This is a genomic window from Clostridium formicaceticum, assembly GCF_001854185.1.
GTDB lineage: Bacteria > Bacillota > Clostridia > Peptostreptococcales > Natronincolaceae > Andreesenella > Andreesenella formicacetica.
Window position 1 is genome coordinate 1,165,664 of record NZ_CP017603.1, and the last position, 18,134, is coordinate 1,183,797.

Sequence of the window (18,134 nt, forward strand, 5' to 3'; positions counted from 1 at the left end):
AAAAGCATAGTATGTCAATTATTACATTGGCCTACTATGCTTTTTTGTTTTTAGTAGACCAATGTAATAATAAAATTTATGGAGGTCTATGATAATGAATTATTCTTTTGAGATTGTGTATAGTGGTGATATGGCTGAATTGCTTGAGGATGAAGGGATTACAACTTCTACATTGAAAAAGATTTTTGAAAATTTTGTACAAGAAAAACTGGAATTGATTGATAATGAGAATGTTAACTTTATACTTCCTTTTGTAAATCCTATATCTGACAAAGGGTACACACTTTACGGAAACTATCAATTCAAAAACTCTCATATAAAGTTCAAGGTTGAACTTCTTGGTATTAGCCTTAAAACAGTAAAAATTAAGCCCTGCTAGTTTCAGCAGGGCTATCTCATTTCTTCAAATTTTCAAATATATAAACTTCAGGTACTTTGGCTGTCTATATATATTTACTACACTTCTTCTGCATAAATAGTATACTCTACAAAAAGTTGCACTCTAAATTTTATAGATTTATCATCTAATTCAAAACAGACTGTTTCGTTAGGTACAATAAAAAGTGAATTAAGTATACTTATAGCCTCATGTAAATCAATAGATCTTACTTGTATTCTTTTATCATTATCATATTCTTCAGTTTTCTCTATATATTCTAGTCCTATTCTTTTTTTAATCTCCTCTTTGATTCTTAACCTTCCTTTAGATGATAATTCAACCAACTCCAATATTACTTCTTCTTTATATAGATATCTTTTTCTTTGAGGTTTAATTTCAACTATATGGTTGTTATTAGTAATTATTTTTATCGTATTCTTCTTCTTTACTGCCTCTCTTATCCCATTTTTTATTAAGAACATTTTAAGGGGTATCAATTTATGCACATATGATCCTAATCGGAAATGAGGCATTGGCTCCTCTTTTAAGACTCCATTTATGTAAACATCTATTATTCCTTCTGTTAGAATTATTTCCTTTTCAATCTCTTTTCCTTTTAGTAAAGTAATAGTTTCCATACTAACTCCTCCTACCATTGTAATTACTTGTTGTTTAAATTGAGTTTTGATATAGATATTGCATCCCTCATACAAACAGAAGGATGCAATAATAGTAAATAACTTTGCCAAACAAGGATTAATTGACCATGCTCAATTAACTTTCCTTACTCTTTTGGCTTTTGGCAATTTCTCTCTGTATACTCGTTTACATTCTGTAATTACTTCAAACCATTTACCTGCATCCAATTTATAATAATACTCGCAGTTTCTTCCCCATCCTGTACTTACTAAATAATATCCATCTTTAAATTCATATTCATTCTTAATAAAATACCGTGCATATTTTCTTTTACTGTCTATAAACTCGTAATCTGTAATTTTATTTGTTTCTTTTAGTTGCTCATCAACTTCTGCGATATAGCAATAATTATTAGTTTTACGAGTTTTTCCTTTATCCATGAATTCTCGCATTAGACTTGGAAAGTTGACTTCTTCAAATCTAACAATTTCTTCTATAAATTCACATTCACCGATATTCACTTTTATTCCAAGTTCTTTAGCCTTTTCACAATCAATATTTAGTGCGTAATCCAAATTGGGATCAGGACAATCTAACTGCAAAAGTTTTATGCTTCTTTTATATAGATCTCTGTCTACTTCTTTGGGATACTCCAGTATAAATGAATTAAAGGCATTATTTTCACTTGTATAAATTCCACCTATAGTTTTCAAATAATTGATAGCCTTGTTTCTTTCTTCCATAAGGACATTTTTTAAATATTGCTTATATGATTCTACATCTTCATTAATATCTGGAATCTTTATGTCATTAATATTAAATTTTACTAGAAAGTTAAGATACTCTCTTAATAACCCCATTATTCTATCTGATTGCTCTCTTTGTTTTAACCTTTCTTCTTCAACAGATGCCAAAATTGAAAGGTAATCTAGTTTGTTCAGAATCTCTATTAGTGACCTTTTATGTTCATCCTTAACCCATTTTATATAGTTGCTCATCCAAGTTCTATACTTAGTAATAAAAACTGTTACCCTTATTTTATGTTCTAGGTTTTCAACTCTATACTTCTTATCCGTTATATCCATATATTGAGATAAATCGTCTATAATCCCCCTAAGAGTCTTAAAGCCATCTTCATAATAATAATCTCTTTTATTGCAATACTCTAAATATCTTCTATACTTATCTAATTGCTTTTCTATATGTTGCTTTATTCGCTTATCCATTTTTTCCTGACTCATTTTTCATCATTCCTTTCCATGCTCTGCATTAAACTAACTTATAAGCCAATTATTCCAAATATCTGTTTCATTTTTTCTCTTTCATCTTTATCTGGAATTTCAATTTTTTTATTTATTTTAACTTTGATGATGTCCTGATCAAATCTAAGTCCAATGTTTCTATCATACTTGAATTTATGGATTTCATTGCAATACGGACAATACCAATAATCTGTTTTAGGATTAATAGGTACAGGAAACATTCTAATGAACCAATCACTATTTAGCGGTACCTTTAATGTGAAATAACTTTCCAAACAAGGAGTAAATACCTTGTTATCTAAGTTACACTTATAGTTATCATCTAAAATTAGCAGTACATATCCACTGCTCCCGCACTTATGACAAACCTGTCCATATCCGACATCATTAATGATGAAGTAGTTTGTTATTCCGGGACTAAAGATACTAGCAACTGTAGAAGAAGATAACCTACCACTATTAAGAATATCCATTACCCTTTGCCTCTCTCCTTTATTCTGCATCTCTTTATAAAACTGCTCTAAAGAATACTTCATTGTAATTCCATCTAAATCATTAATTTTTCCCCAAATTTCTTCTGCTCTTTGTTGATACAAATCTATACTAAACATATTAATCATCCTTTCTTATGTTTTTATAGTTTAATCACTCTTTTCATAGATGGATATATCCTTGTATTACTCTCCACCTTTTCCTTCATATGCAGCCATATTCCAAAGTTCATCCAATGTATATCTATAGAGACTGTTGATCCATTGAACATAAAGTCTACTACAGTCCTTCATATTTATCATAGAATTCCATGAACTTAGCCATTTTGTTCTTAATCTTTTGGGTGGCGTAATGACTCTTAACGCCCTGACATTCATATTTCTAGTGTCAATTCCCACTAAAGTTATAAGATTACTCTTTTCTAATGCAGCAATCTGGCCTCTTGCTCCTTTATATAATGTAGGGTCAAAAATGATTTCAAATTGTAGCCTACTGCTAATACCCACCAGTGTTAATAAAAAACCTGTTTCTCTTTCTTCAATGGTTTTGAATGTAATCTTACTACTTCTTAATGCTTCTACTTCCTTGTTAGTCATTCCATCCAAAAACACAAGCAATAAATAATTTCCATTGTCATGAACTTCCAATTTTGCACCGCTAAATCTTCTATACCTTTCTATATTCTTTATAATAGGTGGGCAAGGTTGCCCTACTTCTAAACAAGTAAATGTCATAGCGATCACACTCTCTTTCTTATTATTCATAATTTATTTACTGCGTTTAATATTTTATGTTACATTTAATTAAATTTATATTACTAACAGTAATGTTTGTGTTTATATTTTATTACTAGAAATAATAATTGTCAACATAATTTTTCAATATAACTTTACTATTTTTAATATATATTACTATCAGTATAAATATTACTTTATCTTACTTAATTTTATATTAATATTGTGCTATAATACTGATATAGATAATGGAAGGATTGATATTTATGTCTCTAGGGAAATTAATAAAAAGTGTTTTAGAAAAGAAAGGATTGCTGATCAAAGACCTTTGCCGTATGGCTAATATAAAACAGGCTTATGCCTCTAGGCTAATAAAGGATGACTTAAATCCAAGTCCAGATATATTAAAGGCAATTTCACAGGCGTTAGATATAAAATATGAAGTTCTTTTAGTTGCAGCAGGTATTTTAGAATCAAATAGTCTCCGACATATAATTGTTCCTGATACATTAAAATCCTTTCTAGCAGAAGCAATTAATCTTAATCCTGCAAATGATAAAAACTTAAAATTAATATTTGACTACATGAATGAAAAACAACAATTTTTAGAAGATAAGATGGACTTTGATACTTTAATGTCTACAATCTTAAATCTAAAAGATGATCTTATATTGCCTGTAGATTATAGTGAAATTGATTACTCTGACCAAAGAAAAATAGAAATTAACGATAATAATTTAGATTACTTACGAATAAAAAATGCCTTATATATTTCTTCTAAGGATGATAACAGGCCTATAGAACTTCCAGTTATATATGACTTCGATAACAATAATACACCTATTGATTCTGGGCTGAAATATCAAATAGATCCTATGTCTGTTGCTGCTTTTCGGCATAATAACAAGTATTGGTTTTCACCACAGACAAATTTAAGGCATCTTTATTTAGTTATTACGGATATTAAACCAACTGATTTTTCTATTGTATTGTTTAAACATGGACCTCTAATCTCTTTTGGACAATACAGAAGTAAAACTTTAGGGAAATCGAGTATTGTGACAATTGATATATGCGATTTCTTTAATGATATTAAAGAACTTAATTACTGTCCTACTTTATATAATGAAGAAATAAAAAGAAACTATGTTGAATTTTGTAAAGGTAATGACCAAGAATTAAAAGATAATATTCAATCATTAAAAGAACAACTTCAGGGTATAGATAATAAAAATATAAACCTTATTTTAGAATCACTATATAAGGATTTTGAGAAAAAATGCTCTTATATTCAATTTGACAATAGTAACCCCCCTAATGATCTTAAAATTTTAGGTACTATTGTTACTGCTGTCTCTAATTTCACATTTAAGTAGGTAAGGAGTCTCTTTCTATTGAGGCTCTTTTTTACTTATCACCTAATTTAATAATTCTAACCCCCTCTTTAATTTTGGATTATATATATAGATTTCCATACACTTCTCTAGTTTAGAAACGACTTCGTATATACCTTCTATATAAGGGTTTTGAAAGTAAAAGTCATTCTGTCCTATCCTTAACACGAACAGGAACCTATAAATTCAATTCCATCTTTGTTTGTAAACTTTTTAGTGCATAAATGACCTTTTTTCTTGACACTGTATCTGTAGATTTCTTATAATACTAAAAATTTTAAAGAGGTGATGTGATATGAATAAAATAACAGTAAATTTAGATCAGTTCTTAAATATATCATTGGAGGAGTGCTTAAATTATACGCCCTATTCTCAAATTGAAAGTATAGTAAAATCTAACACAGAATCTATTGTTAAGAGTATTAAAACAATTAAGTATAAAAACTTACCTGATAATGAAAAGTTGTTAGTTTTTCTAAAAAGTATCTTGTTAAAGATTACTATCCATAGGAATTGGATAGACATGCGGGATACCTATGATTTAGATCAACAATACCTTTACACAGTTATAAAAAGATATTTGTACATTAATTATCCTGAATTATTGGACAAATAAAGTAAAAATGAGTAGGATATCTTACAAAGATACTCCTACTCATTTTTTATAAATTTGTAATCATATTAAAAACATCATCGGGTATCTCATTACTTTCTTGTTTACAAGTATTTTTAGCAACCCCTAGGTTATAATCCATCTCTAAAAATGCTTCCTTTACGGCTTCCTTTATTATACTTTTATCAATAATCGTATTATCTTTATATGCTAAAACAGCATCTACTATAAATGCTGTTTTAGACATACTATTAAATATAATTTCATAGGCTTCTTTAGTTTTTGCATTATCTAAATTAAAGTATAGATTAAGCCTTTTTATATTAGACATAAAAATCACCTTCTTTTTAATGCTTGACTAACTAACATCTCATAGCCTAAAGCATTTGCTAACTGTGCTTGAGGAAGTAACTCATAATAAGAAATTTCACTACCATTTTGACTCGCATCTAAGGCTGTCTGTATTATACTGGCCCCTCCGCCCATAAATAAACTCATAGTGGCTTTAAACTCGAAAAAATTCTCACTCAATTCCCCAATCATCTCATGAACAAACTCTATTCTTGTAGTTTCAATAATTTTTTCAATATCATCCTCAAAGTATATAGACTTCTTCCCTTGAAGGCTAGATTCAATTTGCACTTCGCTTATCTCAATACCATTTTGTTTCCTGATATTCTCTTGTATTCTTTTCACCAGTTTTAACATTCCATAATTTAAACTTATAGCCGATTCTAATACTGGTTTACCATTATAGATTTTTACAGCATCAACTGTTACTTGTCCAATATCTATCAAATTTAAGAAATCAATATCTTTGTATTGTTGATAATATAGCATAAACCCTGATAAGGCTTGAGGGAAGCAGAAAACTTCTTTAATATTACAAAAATATTTTTTGTTTTTATATGCAAATGCTATCTCATCTCTCTTAAAATAAGTTATATACTTTTCCTTTAGTTGCAAATGTGAAAGTGGCAATCCAATACCTAAAATAATATCTGCTTCATTAACTCCTTCTTTTTCCATTCTTCTTGCTATAGCCGGTAAAGTCAGAATAAAATATGTATCATCAACAGTTTTATCATATTTGTACTTTGCTCTACCATCAATACAATAATATTTTCCATTATATTTTAAATACTCATCCACCCCCACCGGTGCATTGCGGTACACCATATAACCACAGGTATACATTCCATCTCCACTCTTTATCATCCTATTACCATGGTCAATACCAATTACTAAATTCTTATTCATATACATCACTCCTCACAAAATTAATATCAAATCCAATAGTCTTAGTCAAATATCCTTTGTTTTGATTCGGGTGCATTTTAGTAACTGTTGGATGATGATTGCAAGTATTTTTTTATAAAAAAATAAAAGCCTTTTATTTGGCTCCTACTTTTCTTAAATATAATATGTATATTAGTCAATCAACTTCAATTCTTTGTATTACAAGGCTTCAAGATTATTTTATAGTGACAAAATTTATAACATAGTCTTGAAAATAAAATACTTGAAACCAGAAATTATCTATATTTATCATGATATAAATTTTCTAGGAGGGATCTAAATGAATAATTATATGGTAATTCTGGAATCAAATGAATCTATGTTTATACAGACTAACACAGGAAAAGAAATTACTGCGAAGATATTAACTAGATACTTTTTATTAAAACAATTTAATGCAACCTGCAAAAGTGTTTCTCAATATTTTATCGAATATGGCTATATAGCCAATGAGTTTATTGAAGTTGGTATTAGCCTCTACAATACCCTTGCTTCTAAAAACTACAAAGTTATTGATTTATCTAAGATTAAGCAATGTATTCAAAATCAATTGCTATCAAACTAATTTGACATACTATTTACAACATACACTCCTTTAAAGCAACTGCCTTAATGAGCAGTTGTTTTTTTGTTTCCTTCCTTAAATTGCTACAAAAAAATCTTTCTAAGCCCCTGATTACTCACTCTCATGTGTTATGTTAATCCCATAAGGGAGATTGAGATATATTTAGTCTACATCATCTCCCCCACCAAATAATTCAGATATCGAAAGGATGGTCAACATGAATAACACTCAAACAACTCACATTAGGGATTTTACACAATTGAAAGTCTGGAACAGAGCCATTGATTTAAGCGATCATATTTACGGGGTGCTTGACAAATTCCCACAGTATGAAGAATATGCAACTAAGACACAAATTATTAAGTCTGCAAATTCAGTTTCCGCTAATATAGCAGAAGGAAATAGCCAGTGTTCTGTAAAGAGAGAACTATACCATATCAATATTGCAATTGGGTCTACAATGGAGACTAAAAGTTGGTTATTACTAAGTCTTAGACGAAACTATATTACTCAAGAGCAATTTGATCAAATTAATCTAGTGATAGAAGAAATAATAAAGATGCTTCATGGATACAGAAAAAAACTATTTATGTATATTGATAATGAAGAAGAATAGGGTGTATCCTATTCTTTCTTTATCGTAATAAAACTTAATTTTCATTTTGATACAACTATTCTTTCCCACTGTTTTTAGAAGTTTTAATTTAAAGTCATTTTTAGAAACAGAAAAAAAGGGCATGTTTTATCATTATGCAAATGAAGTTCTATCATAAAAATACTGTTTTTACCACTATTCTAATTACACTAACCCTACTCAAATCCAGTATTATAAAGGTACTTGACTCTTTCTTTCACTTTTCTTACTTTACAAGTAATACAACTTTATTTTGACTTTGATATAAGTTTTTAAGCCCCTCATTTCTTTTTTATCTTTTTCTTAAAACTTATGCCTTTATCGTTGATTCTATCTATGTATACACCAAATAAACATTTTTCACCCTGCAAATAAACATTTATCATAATTCTCCCCACAAGCCCCTACTCAAGCCAATCCCCATTTTTATCCATTTTATCATCCATTCTCAATTCCATTCACTTTTCCCTTAAATCTTAGGCCTTAATCCTGCTGAAATGCAAATAAAGTTGTTTCAGAATTAAGGGTTAAGGATCAAGGGTTAAGAGATGTTTTTATCCATTTTTCTTTTCCATTCTGTTTTCCATTTAGGGGCTTCAGGTCTTTATTTCAGGGCTTTTTAGGGACTAGGTTTAAGGTACAAGGGGGTAAGTCCTAAAAACGAAAAAACATGGTACAGGGAGGTTTTTACGCTTCCTGAAACCATGTTTATGATAGAACTTTCGTGTTGAATTTGATTTTTGATATAAGTTTATTTGGGTAATACATTTCACCGAAGGGTTTTATATCTCCCTCCTACCTTCTAATGCTTTAGACAAGGTTACTTCATCGGCATATTCTAGGTCTCCACCCACAGGAATGCCATAAGCAATTCTCGATACCTTGATACCCATGGGTTTTAACAGCTTTGCTATATACATAGCTGTGGCCTCTCCTTCGATGTTAGGATTCGTTGCCAAAACTACTTCTTTTACCTCATTACTCGCTAACCTAGCCAACAGCTCTTTAATCTTTATTTCTTCAGGACCAATCCCCTCCAACGGAGAAATAACACCATGCAGCACATGGTAATAACCATGATATTCCTTGGTTTTTTCCATTGCTACAACGTCTCTTGGGTCCTCAACAACACAAATAATAGAGGGATCTCTTTTTTTATCTATACAAATGCTGCAGACATCTTTATCGGTAATATTTGTACAAATATTACAATACTTTATACTTTTCTTGGCTTCAGTAATAGCTTGAGCCAGCATTTCTACCTCTTCATGAGAAGTGGAAATAACATGAAAAGCTAACCTTTGGGCTGTTTTTCTCCCTATACCTGGTAATTTTGTAAATTCATCAATTAGCTTAGCTATTGGCGTTGAATAATAGTTCATATTGTCACCTTCATTTTATAAATAATCATCTTTATAGATATAAAGACTCCCACCTTCAATCATTGGCACAGGTGGGATCTTAAACTTAAAATAATCCTGGGATATTCATATTTCCTGTTACTTTAGACATTTCCTTATTCACCATTTCTTCGGCAGAACGTATTGCCTCATTAACAGCAGCGATGATTAAGTCTTGCAGCATTTCTACATCATCAGGGTCTACTACTTCCGGTTTAATATCTATACTTATAATTTCTTTTTTTCCTGTTACTTTTACCACAACTGCGCCACCCCCAGCGCTGGCTTCAACCTCTTTTTTTTCTACTTCAGCCTGCATTTCTTGCATTTGTTTTTGCATTTTTTGTGCTTGTTTAATCATATTATTCATATTAGGCATTCCTCCCATACCTGGGAAACCTTTTTTACCCATGATTTTTCCTCCTTCTTTTTTTCTTTTTTTATTATATCATAAATCTTCTATTAATCATTATTCATCATAAATTTCTAAAATACCTTCTGGTACTGATTTTTTAAGTTTTTCAATAAAGTTTTCTTCTTCGCTTTCTCCTTTTCCTTGGAGTATCTCATCTTCCATTACCATAGAAAGTTTTAGTTTTTGTCCAGTAACTTTTTCAATAACCTCCGCAATGTATTCCCTGTTCTTTTCTCTGTCAAGGGTATCTCTATGAAATCCATAGCCCTCTTTAAAGCTAATAATTAAAGTGTTTTTCCTTATATCTACAAGTTCTCCCTCTTTTAACATTGCTTCTATTTGAGCTTTTTTATCTTTTCTTATAAAGTCCTTAATTTCATTCCACTTGTTTTTTATTTCTAAATAATTAACCTCTTTATAGGGTTCTATACCCTCTGATTGTGGTAATTGTTTTTCCTGAAGCTCTGCTTCTTTTTGAATTGGTTTGGTTTCTCTCCTGATTTCTACAGCTTTAGTTTCCTGTATTTGCTCTTTTACTATTCCTTTTTTTATCATATTTTCTAATTGATTTACTTTTTCTCTTAACTCTTTTAGCAAATCTTTCTCTCTATTTTCACATAAAGAAACAATCGCTACTTCTAATAAAATCCTAGGCTGGTGTGCATACTTTGCTTTAACCTCTACCTCTGACAAAATATGTATCGCTCTCGTCATATCTTCTACAGAAAAAAGGTTGCTTTGATCTTTAATTTTCTTTAAAACCTCACTAGATAAACTCAGCAAAGTCTCTAACGGGACTTCTATTTTCGCCATCATTAGATTTCTATAGTGATTGATTAAATCCTTTATAAGTTGGTGAACATCTTTCCCTTCACCTATAATATCTTGAACAAGCCCTATTGCCTGAGATATATTTTTATCAGCTATATACTGTACTAAGTTAAATAATATTTCATAATTGACAATACCCAGGGTATCTACGACATCTTCATAAGTAACTTTGCCTTCATTAAAAGCAATACATTGCTCTAAAATACTAAGGGCATCTCTTAAAGCACCTCCAGCATTATTGGCTATCGTTCTTAAAGCCTCTTCTTCTATTGTCACCTCTAACTCCGCACCTATTGTTTTTAATCGCTCCACCATATCCTCTGTAGTCACTGCCTTAAACTCAAATCTTTGGCATCGAGATAAAATAGTAGGTGGTAGTTTTTGAGGATCTGTGGTAGCTAGTATAAAAATAATATGATTCGGTGGCTCTTCTAGGGTCTTTAATAAAGCATTAAATGCCCCTGAGCTCAACATGTGTACCTCATCAATAATATATACTTTGTATCTTCCTTTAGAAGGAGGATATTTTACATTTTCTCTTAGTTCCCTTATATGATCTACACCATTGTTAGAGGCAGCGTCTATTTCAATAACATCCATTATATTTTCTGTTAAAATTCCTCTGCAAACCTCACACACATTGCAAGGATTAAAGTCCTGAGGGTTTAAACAATTTACTGCTCTAGCAAAAATTTTAGCTGTGGAAGTCTTCCCTGTCCCCCTTGTACCCGAGAATAGATAAGCATGAGAGATATTAGAGGACCTTATTTGATTCTTTAAAGTCGTCGTCACAGGGCCTTGGCCAACAACATCTTCAAAAATTTGAGGCCTAAATCTTCTATATAGTGCTTTGTATGCCATGGAATCACCTTCGTTAATATTTAAATATTAAATAAAATAAGACTTAATTCATACCTTTTTGAAATATTTATTATTATAACATACTTCTTTACCTGCAGCTATTTTAATATAGCATTGAAAAAAAGTCAGACAATATAGGAAGAAGTACAGATTCATTCATACCCTTTGCGATCGTTCCCTCTAAATTTATCATAGCCATCATCGTCATAACCAATACAATAACAACCATCAATATTCCTCCTTTAAGGGCACCTAAAAATCCTCCTCCTAATTTATTTACTGCTCCCAACACGGGAATTTGAAAAACACCATTTAGTAGATAACCTATTAACAAAACCAGCATTCTAATCAAAATGAATAAAGCAACAATACTAATGACATTGACAAAAAAGTTAACGAACATATCTTGAAAGTGCTCCTTTACTATTTCTGCTGTTTGTTGTGCATAGGTTTCTATGGATGCTTCCTTTAAAAGATAGTCTTGAATAAAACTGGGAAGTTCTACTTCTTCTATCAGTTTCTCACTTAAAGTTCCATGATTTAATCCTAATATTGTAGATAAACGCAGACCTACTTGACTTTCTACAAATGGTTGTATCCTATGAATAAACAAAGGAAAATTCTTTATCCAAGTTGCTAATTGTAAATAGTAGGTTTTTGTAACCAGTACTGCTACAATATAACTACCTAAACTAAACAGTGTTAGCACAAGTCCTCTTTTATACCCAATTATTGTATTCACTAGTAGTATGACTATTATCAGTGCATCAAACCACTTCATCTCCATACATCGCCCCTTATGCTTCTAATATTCTCAGAAACGATAATTTTCCTTTTGTTACTACTGCTACATGTCCTTTTGAAAAGACAAAGACTTCTTCTATATCGCTAGAATACTTATATTCTACTAATACATTTGCTTTTTTGTCTATTAAATAGATCGTTCTTAAAGAGTAAAGAAGAATCTCTCCATTATAAGTATCTATACCTAGTAAGGCTTCTTCTGTTTTAGTTTTTCCAGCAATTTTTCCGTCGTATTGAACAACTTTTACTCCTTCTCCTTCCTTCATATAAATTAATCTATTTCTACTTTCCTCTCCGCTATAAACTACCATGTGCTGTAACGGAGAATCTTTGAATAATTTTACTTTCTCTAGAAAGACATTCCACACCACTTTATTGTCCCTATTGATACCAATAATTTCCTTTTCCTTTACAGCAATTAAATTCCCTTTTGCATCATAGGAAAAATCCAATATAAATTCCTCTTCTAAATAATTAGAAGCTATAAGCTGCCCCTTTAAATCATAGGTTAAAAGATGACTCTCTAAGCTGTTTTTTGTCATAATCGTATTTATTGCTATTAAATCATGGGCTTTCGAGATAGACATATTTAAAACTTGACCTTCTCCCAACAGAATACTTCCATGCTTTCTCCCCTCATCATCTAAAATTATCAATTCTGTCATATTATTTTTTGTAGGATACTGAAGGAGAACATAGTTGTCTTCCTCTACTTTAAAATTACTTAAAGCGTCTTCCATAGTATATCGATAGACAACTTCGCCACCTTTACCTACCCTGATAAGCTGATTTTTGTTGTTATCTACTACATATATGTCTTTCATATGGGCTTTTAATATAGGATTAACAATACCTAAATGAAGGTTCCACTTTTGTACCCCCGCTGTGTCATAAAAATACAATATGCCATCCCAATACTGGACTACACCATCTTCTAGTTTTCCATAAACAATGTCACTACTATGGCTGGTTTCTATTTCCTCCATTAAATATACAACTTTTTCAGAAGAAGTCATTGCAGTTCTTATGTTTTTTATTATTTGAGGACTAAGCAGCACTAAAATCATTACAATTAATAAAGATAACTTTTTTCTTCTGTTTATCATAAACTACCTCCCCGTTTCACGCGAAACAAATATATTGCCCTTTGATCCCTTCTTAATCACCTATCTATATATTCCTCAAATAATTGAAAATTCCTTTTTCTATTTCCAAGGAAATGAGTACTTATCTGCCTCCTTTTAATAAAATTGCACCAATAAATAAAAAACCAATGTATCCAAAAAGTGGATAAAAGAGCATCACAAGATTTTTAAATCCTAAGGTTGCCAAAGGTATAGCAATGATACAAATAAAAATCGTTATCCACTTCTTTTTAATTCCTGTTATAAAAGAAAACCGCTGTATACTACCATATCCATTAGCAATAGATGTAGTAAACATTGCTAAAATTAAAATAATACTATAAATTTGCTTATGTATATTTCCCAACGAGTGTGCTACAGCAATCATAGGGATTTCTAATCCCAAAATATCTGTATATAAAGTTAACAAGCTAGTTAAAATCAATAATGCCATAAAGCACAAGCCCACACTTCCTAGTATAATTCCTTTTTTAGCTGCTTTTTCATCGTAAATAAAAGGTAACAAAGATGTTATTATAACAATAAGTGTTATACTGTTATAAGAAGCATAGACTACAGCTGACCAAATCCACCCTAGCTTCACCAAAAAAATTTCTTTTCTACTTACCTCTATCCCCATGACTTTTATTTCCGGTAAATTTAAAAATGTTTTTGTATGTAAACTACTAAATAAAAAGCCATTTTCTTTTATAACAAAAAAAGTCACAAAAAAGATAACGACAATCATTAAAGGAACAATAAAACTATTTGCTTTTGTAATTCCCTTCATCCCAAAAATAAAAACAATAAAGTTTAAAAAAGACATCAGTAATATTCCATAGATAGCTGAAATTTGAAAATGTTCTTCAACAACAGCGCCACTTCCCGCCAACATAACAATATACATAGCGATCAAAAAAAAAGCAAGCATTAGGTTGATCAAACCACAAGATTTTTTAGGAAAGTAATAAACCAAAAATTCTTCAAAGCTATAAATTTTTTTATAATATACACTTTTTAATACTTTAAAGGTAGTAAAGCCTAGTAAAGTTGTTGAAAAAACGATTCCTAAAATTCCAAATTTTCCATACTTACAAAAAAATTGTAATATTTCTTGCCCCGAAGCAAAGCCTGCTCCAATAATTGTTCCTATATATATATTTGCTAAGATACAGATGGATCTTCTTCTTTTCACCAAACCCCCTCCTTTAAAACATTATATTTGCATTTGTTAGGAAGATATTCTCAACAATATTGTATTGAATATGATTTTTTAGGGAAAACTTCTTTTAAAGTAAAATAAACTTACAGGAGGAGATGAGGTGTCTTTATTTCATCGTGAAACTTCTAGTTCTATCAATATAAATAATGCCATGGCTTCTATAGATTTTAGTAGTAGCTTTACAAATTATATAGAAAAACATTATCGCTACCCTTATAAAGAACTTGTTTTTTTATGTATAGGTACAGATCGCTCTACAGGAGATTCTCTAGGTCCTTTAATTGGTTATAAACTTGCAAAACCACTGGAAAGACATAACAATATCCATGTGTATGGAACATTGGAAGAACCTGTTCATGCAAAAAATCTACAAGACCAAATTGACTTTATTCATACCAATTTTTCTCATCCTTTTATTGTAGCTATCGATGCTTGTTTAGGCAAAGTAGATAGAGTAGGTTATATTACCATAGGATCAGGCCCTTTAAATCCTGGAGCAGGTGTAAATAAACAATTACCCTCTGTTGGGGACCTACATATCATGGGAATTGTAAATTTAGGTGGTTACATGGAGTATATGATTTTACAAAATACTAGACTTCAATTGGTAATGAAAATGGCAGACACGATTGCGGAAGGTATCAAGTTCTCCATTTGGAAACTTCAAAAACAAAAACTATTATCATAAATATACTCACGAAAGCCTCTCTGAGGTGTTTTACATCATAATGTAACATCACCTGTAAGCCTTCGTTTTAACCTACACAAAATATTTCCTAAATAACACAAAAGCAAAAGTAGCATAAGTAAATCACCGAAAAAAAGATTTTTGTCATTTTAAGCACTAGCAAAGGGCCTTTAAAATCTAAATACTTCACTGTGCTCAAAATGACAAAACATGATAGCATCATAATAATAAGACTTAATTCATAAGTAAATGGCCATAAGTAGATGACCAAAATCTATGATTTTGTGGCAGTCACTTAGTTTGCTTATCTAGGGGGAGTTTTTACTCCCCTTGAATTGTAGCCAAATTTACTTTGAGAATGTAGTGATCGCCCATTTTTTTAAGTAGGCATCTTAACAATACACCGAAGGATAAAGATCATGTGCTTCTAACTAAATAAACTGCCGTATCTTCTTGTCTCAATAATATAACGTATCTCTTCTACTGTTTTATTTTTTGCATTGATAAGTATAGCACCGTAAGTATTCGTTTCACCCATATCATTTAAGTTTTTAAATCCTCCATAATCGTCGGTATAGACAATAGCATCAATATGCCCTTTGTCCTGAAAATCAACTACTTCGTAACCATTATTTTCTAAATCAAATTTTAATTGCTCTAAACCATCTTGGATAGCAATTCTTTTCAAAAGCAAACACCTCCTTGGATTATTATGTCAAGAAGGTGTTTTTTTCATTCTTAATAAATTAAATTTAGTCAATATCTTTATTACTTCTACCGCCCTTGATATTTATTTTATCAAGATCATTAGATTTCGCTCTCTCTAAAGCCTGTAACTCCTCAACTGAAAGGTGATAATTAGATTTTCCATCCTTTATAGGTTTTGCGTAGGAAACTGTTTCTACCCTGCTGTGTATTCCTGTTAAAATAATTCCATTATTATTATCATCCAATAAAGCGATAGAATAGCTTAAATCACTTCCTACATCTTCAAAGGCATTGTACCGAACAATTCCTATTTTTTGTATAGAAAAACTAATACGATTTTCCAATACATCTATTTTAGAGTATAATTGTTTAAACTCCTCCTGTATTCCTTCTACCCTTTCTATGTGATCCATCAGTATACTTTCTATATTTTTACCACTGGACCCCTTTACTAGACGCTTATACTTTTCTCTTAAGCTATCGGTAAGATTGTAGTTAATAATCAATAAAATAAGCAGCACCAAATTCATTATTAAACTAGTAAAAATAAAGGTTAAAGAGTTGGCATCTATCATTGATAAAATTTGCTGCATAGCAATTCTCCCTTCTTCGTTTGATGTAGTAGTAGGTATGCCTTAACGCTTTTTGTATGTAAACCGAGTAGCTCAGATGTATTCCCAACACCATATGGTAGAGGGATCAAGGGAGTGCATCCTCCCGGTTGAGAATAAGAACTGTTTGGTATTTTATAGTTTATTATTATTCTACAACCATAACCTTTTTCCTGTCTAGATTTTAAATTAAAGTTTTGTAATTTTTCCCTAAAAAAAGCGACTAAGTCGCTTTTTTATCATCAACATATTCCTCAAAAGGAGTCATTGTTTCTATCCTACTTAAAGAAGTTCATCTATATCTGCTCACATATACTTTTTATTGCTTCAAGAGCCTTATCTATGTCCTCCTTAGTATTGAAGTAGCCGAAACTAAACCTTACAGTTCCTTGTTCGAAGGTGCCTATTGTTTTATGAGCCATTGGTGCACAGTGCAGACCTGGCCTTACGCCTATATCAAACACTTTGTCTAAAATATAGCCTATTTCTGAAGAGTCTTCTTCTTCTATATTGATAGATACAACTGATGCCTGTTTCTTTGCATCTTGTGGTCCATAAATTTTTACTTTTTTCATTTCTTTTAGACCTTCTAGAAAGTAGCTGGTAAGTTCTTCTTCATGTTTTCGAACTTTATCTAAACCTTCTGCTAATATAAATTCAATACCTGCAGCTAACCCTGCTATACCTGGCGTGTTGGGTGTACCACTTTCATATCGATCCGGCAGCATTAAGGGTTGAAACAATTCTTGGGACTTGCTTCCTGTTCCACCCTCTTTAAAATGTCTTACTTCAATGCCTTCCCTGATATATAGCACGCCTGTTCCTTGAGGGCCCATCAAACCCTTATGACCTGCCATAGCCAACAAATCAACATTCAATGCATTTACATCTATATCATAGATACCTGCAGTTTGAGCTGCATCTACTAAAAACAAAATACCGTGTTCTTTCGCTATTCTACCAATCTCCTCAATAGGCATAATCGTCCCTGTTACATTAGAGGCATGCGTTGTCACAATTAGCCTAGTATTCTTCTTGATAGCCTGCTGTATAAGCCTTGGGTCTAGTACGCCTCTTTCATCACATTGTATAAGCGTATTTTCTACACCGACTTTTTCTAAGGTTTTAATAGGTCTCAATATAGAATTATGCTCCATACTGGTAGTGATTACATGATCTCCTTGTTCTAATATTCCTTTAATAGCTAAGTTAAGGGCTTCTGTCGCATTGGAGGTAAATATTATTTGCATTGGGTCATCTATATTGAATAACTTACAAACCATTTCTCTTCCTCTAAATATGGTTCTTCCCGCTTCTAACGCCATCTTATGCCCAGAACGTCCTGGATTCGCACCGAAGTTTTTCATATTATGCATAACAGCTTCATATACTGCTTCTGGTTTTGGGAAGGAAGTAGCAGCGTTATCTAAATAAATCACAATAGATCTCTCCTTTATGT

The 18,134-nt window shown here is 31.2% G+C and carries 21 protein-coding genes; 6 read left to right on the plus strand and 15 right to left on the minus strand.

What is annotated here, in order from left to right:
- Positions 1–94 precede the first annotated feature (94 nt).
- Entirely contained in the window at positions 95–379 is a 285-nt protein-coding gene (locus tag BJL90_RS05395; RefSeq protein WP_070965036.1) for a hypothetical protein, read from the plus strand.
- Between the two features lie 77 nt (positions 380–456).
- Here the strand turns inward: BJL90_RS05395 and BJL90_RS05400 are convergent, their stop codons facing one another.
- The 4 genes from BJL90_RS05400 to BJL90_RS05415 all read right to left on the minus strand — a co-directional run bounded on the left by BJL90_RS05400 (position 457) and on the right by BJL90_RS05415 (position 3,536).
- Positions 457–1,017, minus strand: a complete 561-nt coding sequence (locus tag BJL90_RS05400) for a hypothetical protein (RefSeq protein WP_070965039.1) — start codon at positions 1,015–1,017, stop codon at positions 457–459.
- Between the two features lie 132 nt (positions 1,018–1,149).
- The gene (locus BJL90_RS05405; protein WP_070965042.1) at positions 1,150–2,259 is read right to left on the minus strand and encodes a hypothetical protein; all 1,110 of its coding nucleotides are present in this window, start codon (positions 2,257–2,259) and stop codon (positions 1,150–1,152) included.
- A 38-nt stretch (positions 2,260–2,297) separates the two neighbouring features.
- A complete protein-coding gene (locus BJL90_RS05410) occupies positions 2,298–2,891 on the minus strand; it encodes a hypothetical protein (RefSeq protein WP_070965045.1) in 594 nt (197 codons plus the stop codon).
- Positions 2,892–2,957: 66 nt separating this feature from the next.
- Positions 2,958–3,536 carry a hypothetical protein gene (locus BJL90_RS05415; RefSeq protein WP_156778713.1) on the minus strand — a complete coding sequence of 193 codons (579 nt, stop codon included), beginning with the start codon at positions 3,534–3,536 and terminating at the stop codon, positions 2,958–2,960.
- Between the two features lie 218 nt (positions 3,537–3,754).
- On the opposite strand from BJL90_RS05415, the gene BJL90_RS05420 reads away from it, so the two are divergent.
- Together BJL90_RS05420 and BJL90_RS05425 are read left to right on the plus strand one after the other, a co-directional pair.
- A complete protein-coding gene (locus BJL90_RS05420; protein WP_081562229.1) occupies positions 3,755–4,882 on the plus strand; it encodes a helix-turn-helix domain-containing protein in 1,128 nt (375 codons plus the stop codon).
- Positions 4,883–5,195: 313 nt separating this feature from the next.
- The gene (locus BJL90_RS05425) at positions 5,196–5,516 is read left to right on the plus strand and encodes a hypothetical protein (protein WP_070965054.1); all 321 of its coding nucleotides are present in this window, start codon (positions 5,196–5,198) and stop codon (positions 5,514–5,516) included.
- A gap of 46 nt (positions 5,517–5,562) precedes the next feature.
- Here the strand turns inward: BJL90_RS05425 and BJL90_RS05430 are convergent, their stop codons facing one another.
- A complete protein-coding gene (locus BJL90_RS05430; protein WP_070965057.1) occupies positions 5,563–5,844 on the minus strand; it encodes a hypothetical protein in 282 nt (93 codons plus the stop codon).
- Between the two features lie 5 nt (positions 5,845–5,849).
- Positions 5,850–6,773, minus strand: coding sequence for a ParM/StbA family protein (locus tag BJL90_RS05435; protein ID WP_070965060.1), 924 nt, complete (start codon positions 6,771–6,773; stop codon positions 5,850–5,852).
- 319 nt (positions 6,774–7,092) lie between these two features.
- On the opposite strand from BJL90_RS05435, the gene BJL90_RS05440 reads away from it, so the two are divergent.
- Positions 7,093–7,377, plus strand: a complete 285-nt coding sequence (locus tag BJL90_RS05440) for a hypothetical protein (RefSeq protein ID WP_070965063.1) — start codon at positions 7,093–7,095, stop codon at positions 7,375–7,377.
- 217 nt (positions 7,378–7,594) lie between these two features.
- The gene (locus tag BJL90_RS05445) at positions 7,595–7,993 is read left to right on the plus strand and encodes a four helix bundle protein (RefSeq protein WP_070965065.1); all 399 of its coding nucleotides are present in this window, start codon (positions 7,595–7,597) and stop codon (positions 7,991–7,993) included.
- 800 nt (positions 7,994–8,793) lie between these two features.
- Here BJL90_RS05445 and recR read toward each other — a convergent pair.
- The 6 genes from recR to BJL90_RS05475 all read right to left on the minus strand — a co-directional run bounded on the left by recR (position 8,794) and on the right by BJL90_RS05475 (position 14,641).
- Positions 8,794–9,393, minus strand: a complete 600-nt coding sequence (recR, locus tag BJL90_RS05450) for a recombination mediator RecR (protein WP_070965069.1) — start codon at positions 9,391–9,393, stop codon at positions 8,794–8,796.
- Between the two features lie 85 nt (positions 9,394–9,478).
- Complete coding sequence (locus BJL90_RS05455) at positions 9,479–9,823, minus strand: YbaB/EbfC family nucleoid-associated protein (protein ID WP_070965072.1); 345 nt, start codon at positions 9,821–9,823, stop codon at positions 9,479–9,481.
- A gap of 57 nt (positions 9,824–9,880) precedes the next feature.
- Positions 9,881–11,518: a DNA polymerase III subunit gamma/tau gene (dnaX, locus tag BJL90_RS05460; RefSeq protein ID WP_070965076.1), complete on the minus strand. Its 1,638-nt coding sequence runs from the start codon at positions 11,516–11,518 to the stop codon at positions 9,881–9,883.
- A gap of 103 nt (positions 11,519–11,621) precedes the next feature.
- Positions 11,622–12,305 carry a CvpA family protein gene (locus tag BJL90_RS05465; RefSeq protein WP_070965079.1) on the minus strand — a complete coding sequence of 228 codons (684 nt, stop codon included), beginning with the start codon at positions 12,303–12,305 and terminating at the stop codon, positions 11,622–11,624.
- Between the two features lie 10 nt (positions 12,306–12,315).
- On the minus strand, positions 12,316–13,428 hold the full coding sequence (locus tag BJL90_RS05470; protein WP_070965082.1) for a DUF5711 family protein: 1,113 nt from the start codon (positions 13,426–13,428) through the stop codon (positions 12,316–12,318).
- Positions 13,429–13,549: 121 nt separating this feature from the next.
- A complete protein-coding gene (locus BJL90_RS05475) occupies positions 13,550–14,641 on the minus strand; it encodes a YkvI family membrane protein (protein ID WP_070965085.1) in 1,092 nt (363 codons plus the stop codon).
- A gap of 127 nt (positions 14,642–14,768) precedes the next feature.
- Here BJL90_RS05475 and yyaC point away from each other — a divergent pair, with 127 nt between their 5' ends.
- The gene (gene yyaC / locus BJL90_RS05480; protein WP_081562231.1) at positions 14,769–15,356 is read left to right on the plus strand and encodes a spore protease YyaC; all 588 of its coding nucleotides are present in this window, start codon (positions 14,769–14,771) and stop codon (positions 15,354–15,356) included.
- A 427-nt stretch (positions 15,357–15,783) separates the two neighbouring features.
- On the opposite strand, the gene BJL90_RS05485 is transcribed toward yyaC, so the two are convergent.
- The 3 genes from BJL90_RS05485 to BJL90_RS05495 form a co-directional block, all read right to left on the minus strand.
- Positions 15,784–16,044, minus strand: a complete 261-nt coding sequence (locus BJL90_RS05485; protein WP_070965088.1) for a YkuS family protein — start codon at positions 16,042–16,044, stop codon at positions 15,784–15,786.
- A gap of 64 nt (positions 16,045–16,108) precedes the next feature.
- Positions 16,109–16,657, minus strand: coding sequence for a DUF4446 family protein (locus tag BJL90_RS05490; protein WP_070965090.1), 549 nt, complete (start codon positions 16,655–16,657; stop codon positions 16,109–16,111).
- A gap of 314 nt (positions 16,658–16,971) precedes the next feature.
- On the minus strand, positions 16,972–18,114 hold the full coding sequence (locus BJL90_RS05495) for an aminotransferase class V-fold PLP-dependent enzyme (protein ID WP_070965093.1): 1,143 nt from the start codon (positions 18,112–18,114) through the stop codon (positions 16,972–16,974).
- Positions 18,115–18,134: the final 20 nt, after the last annotated feature.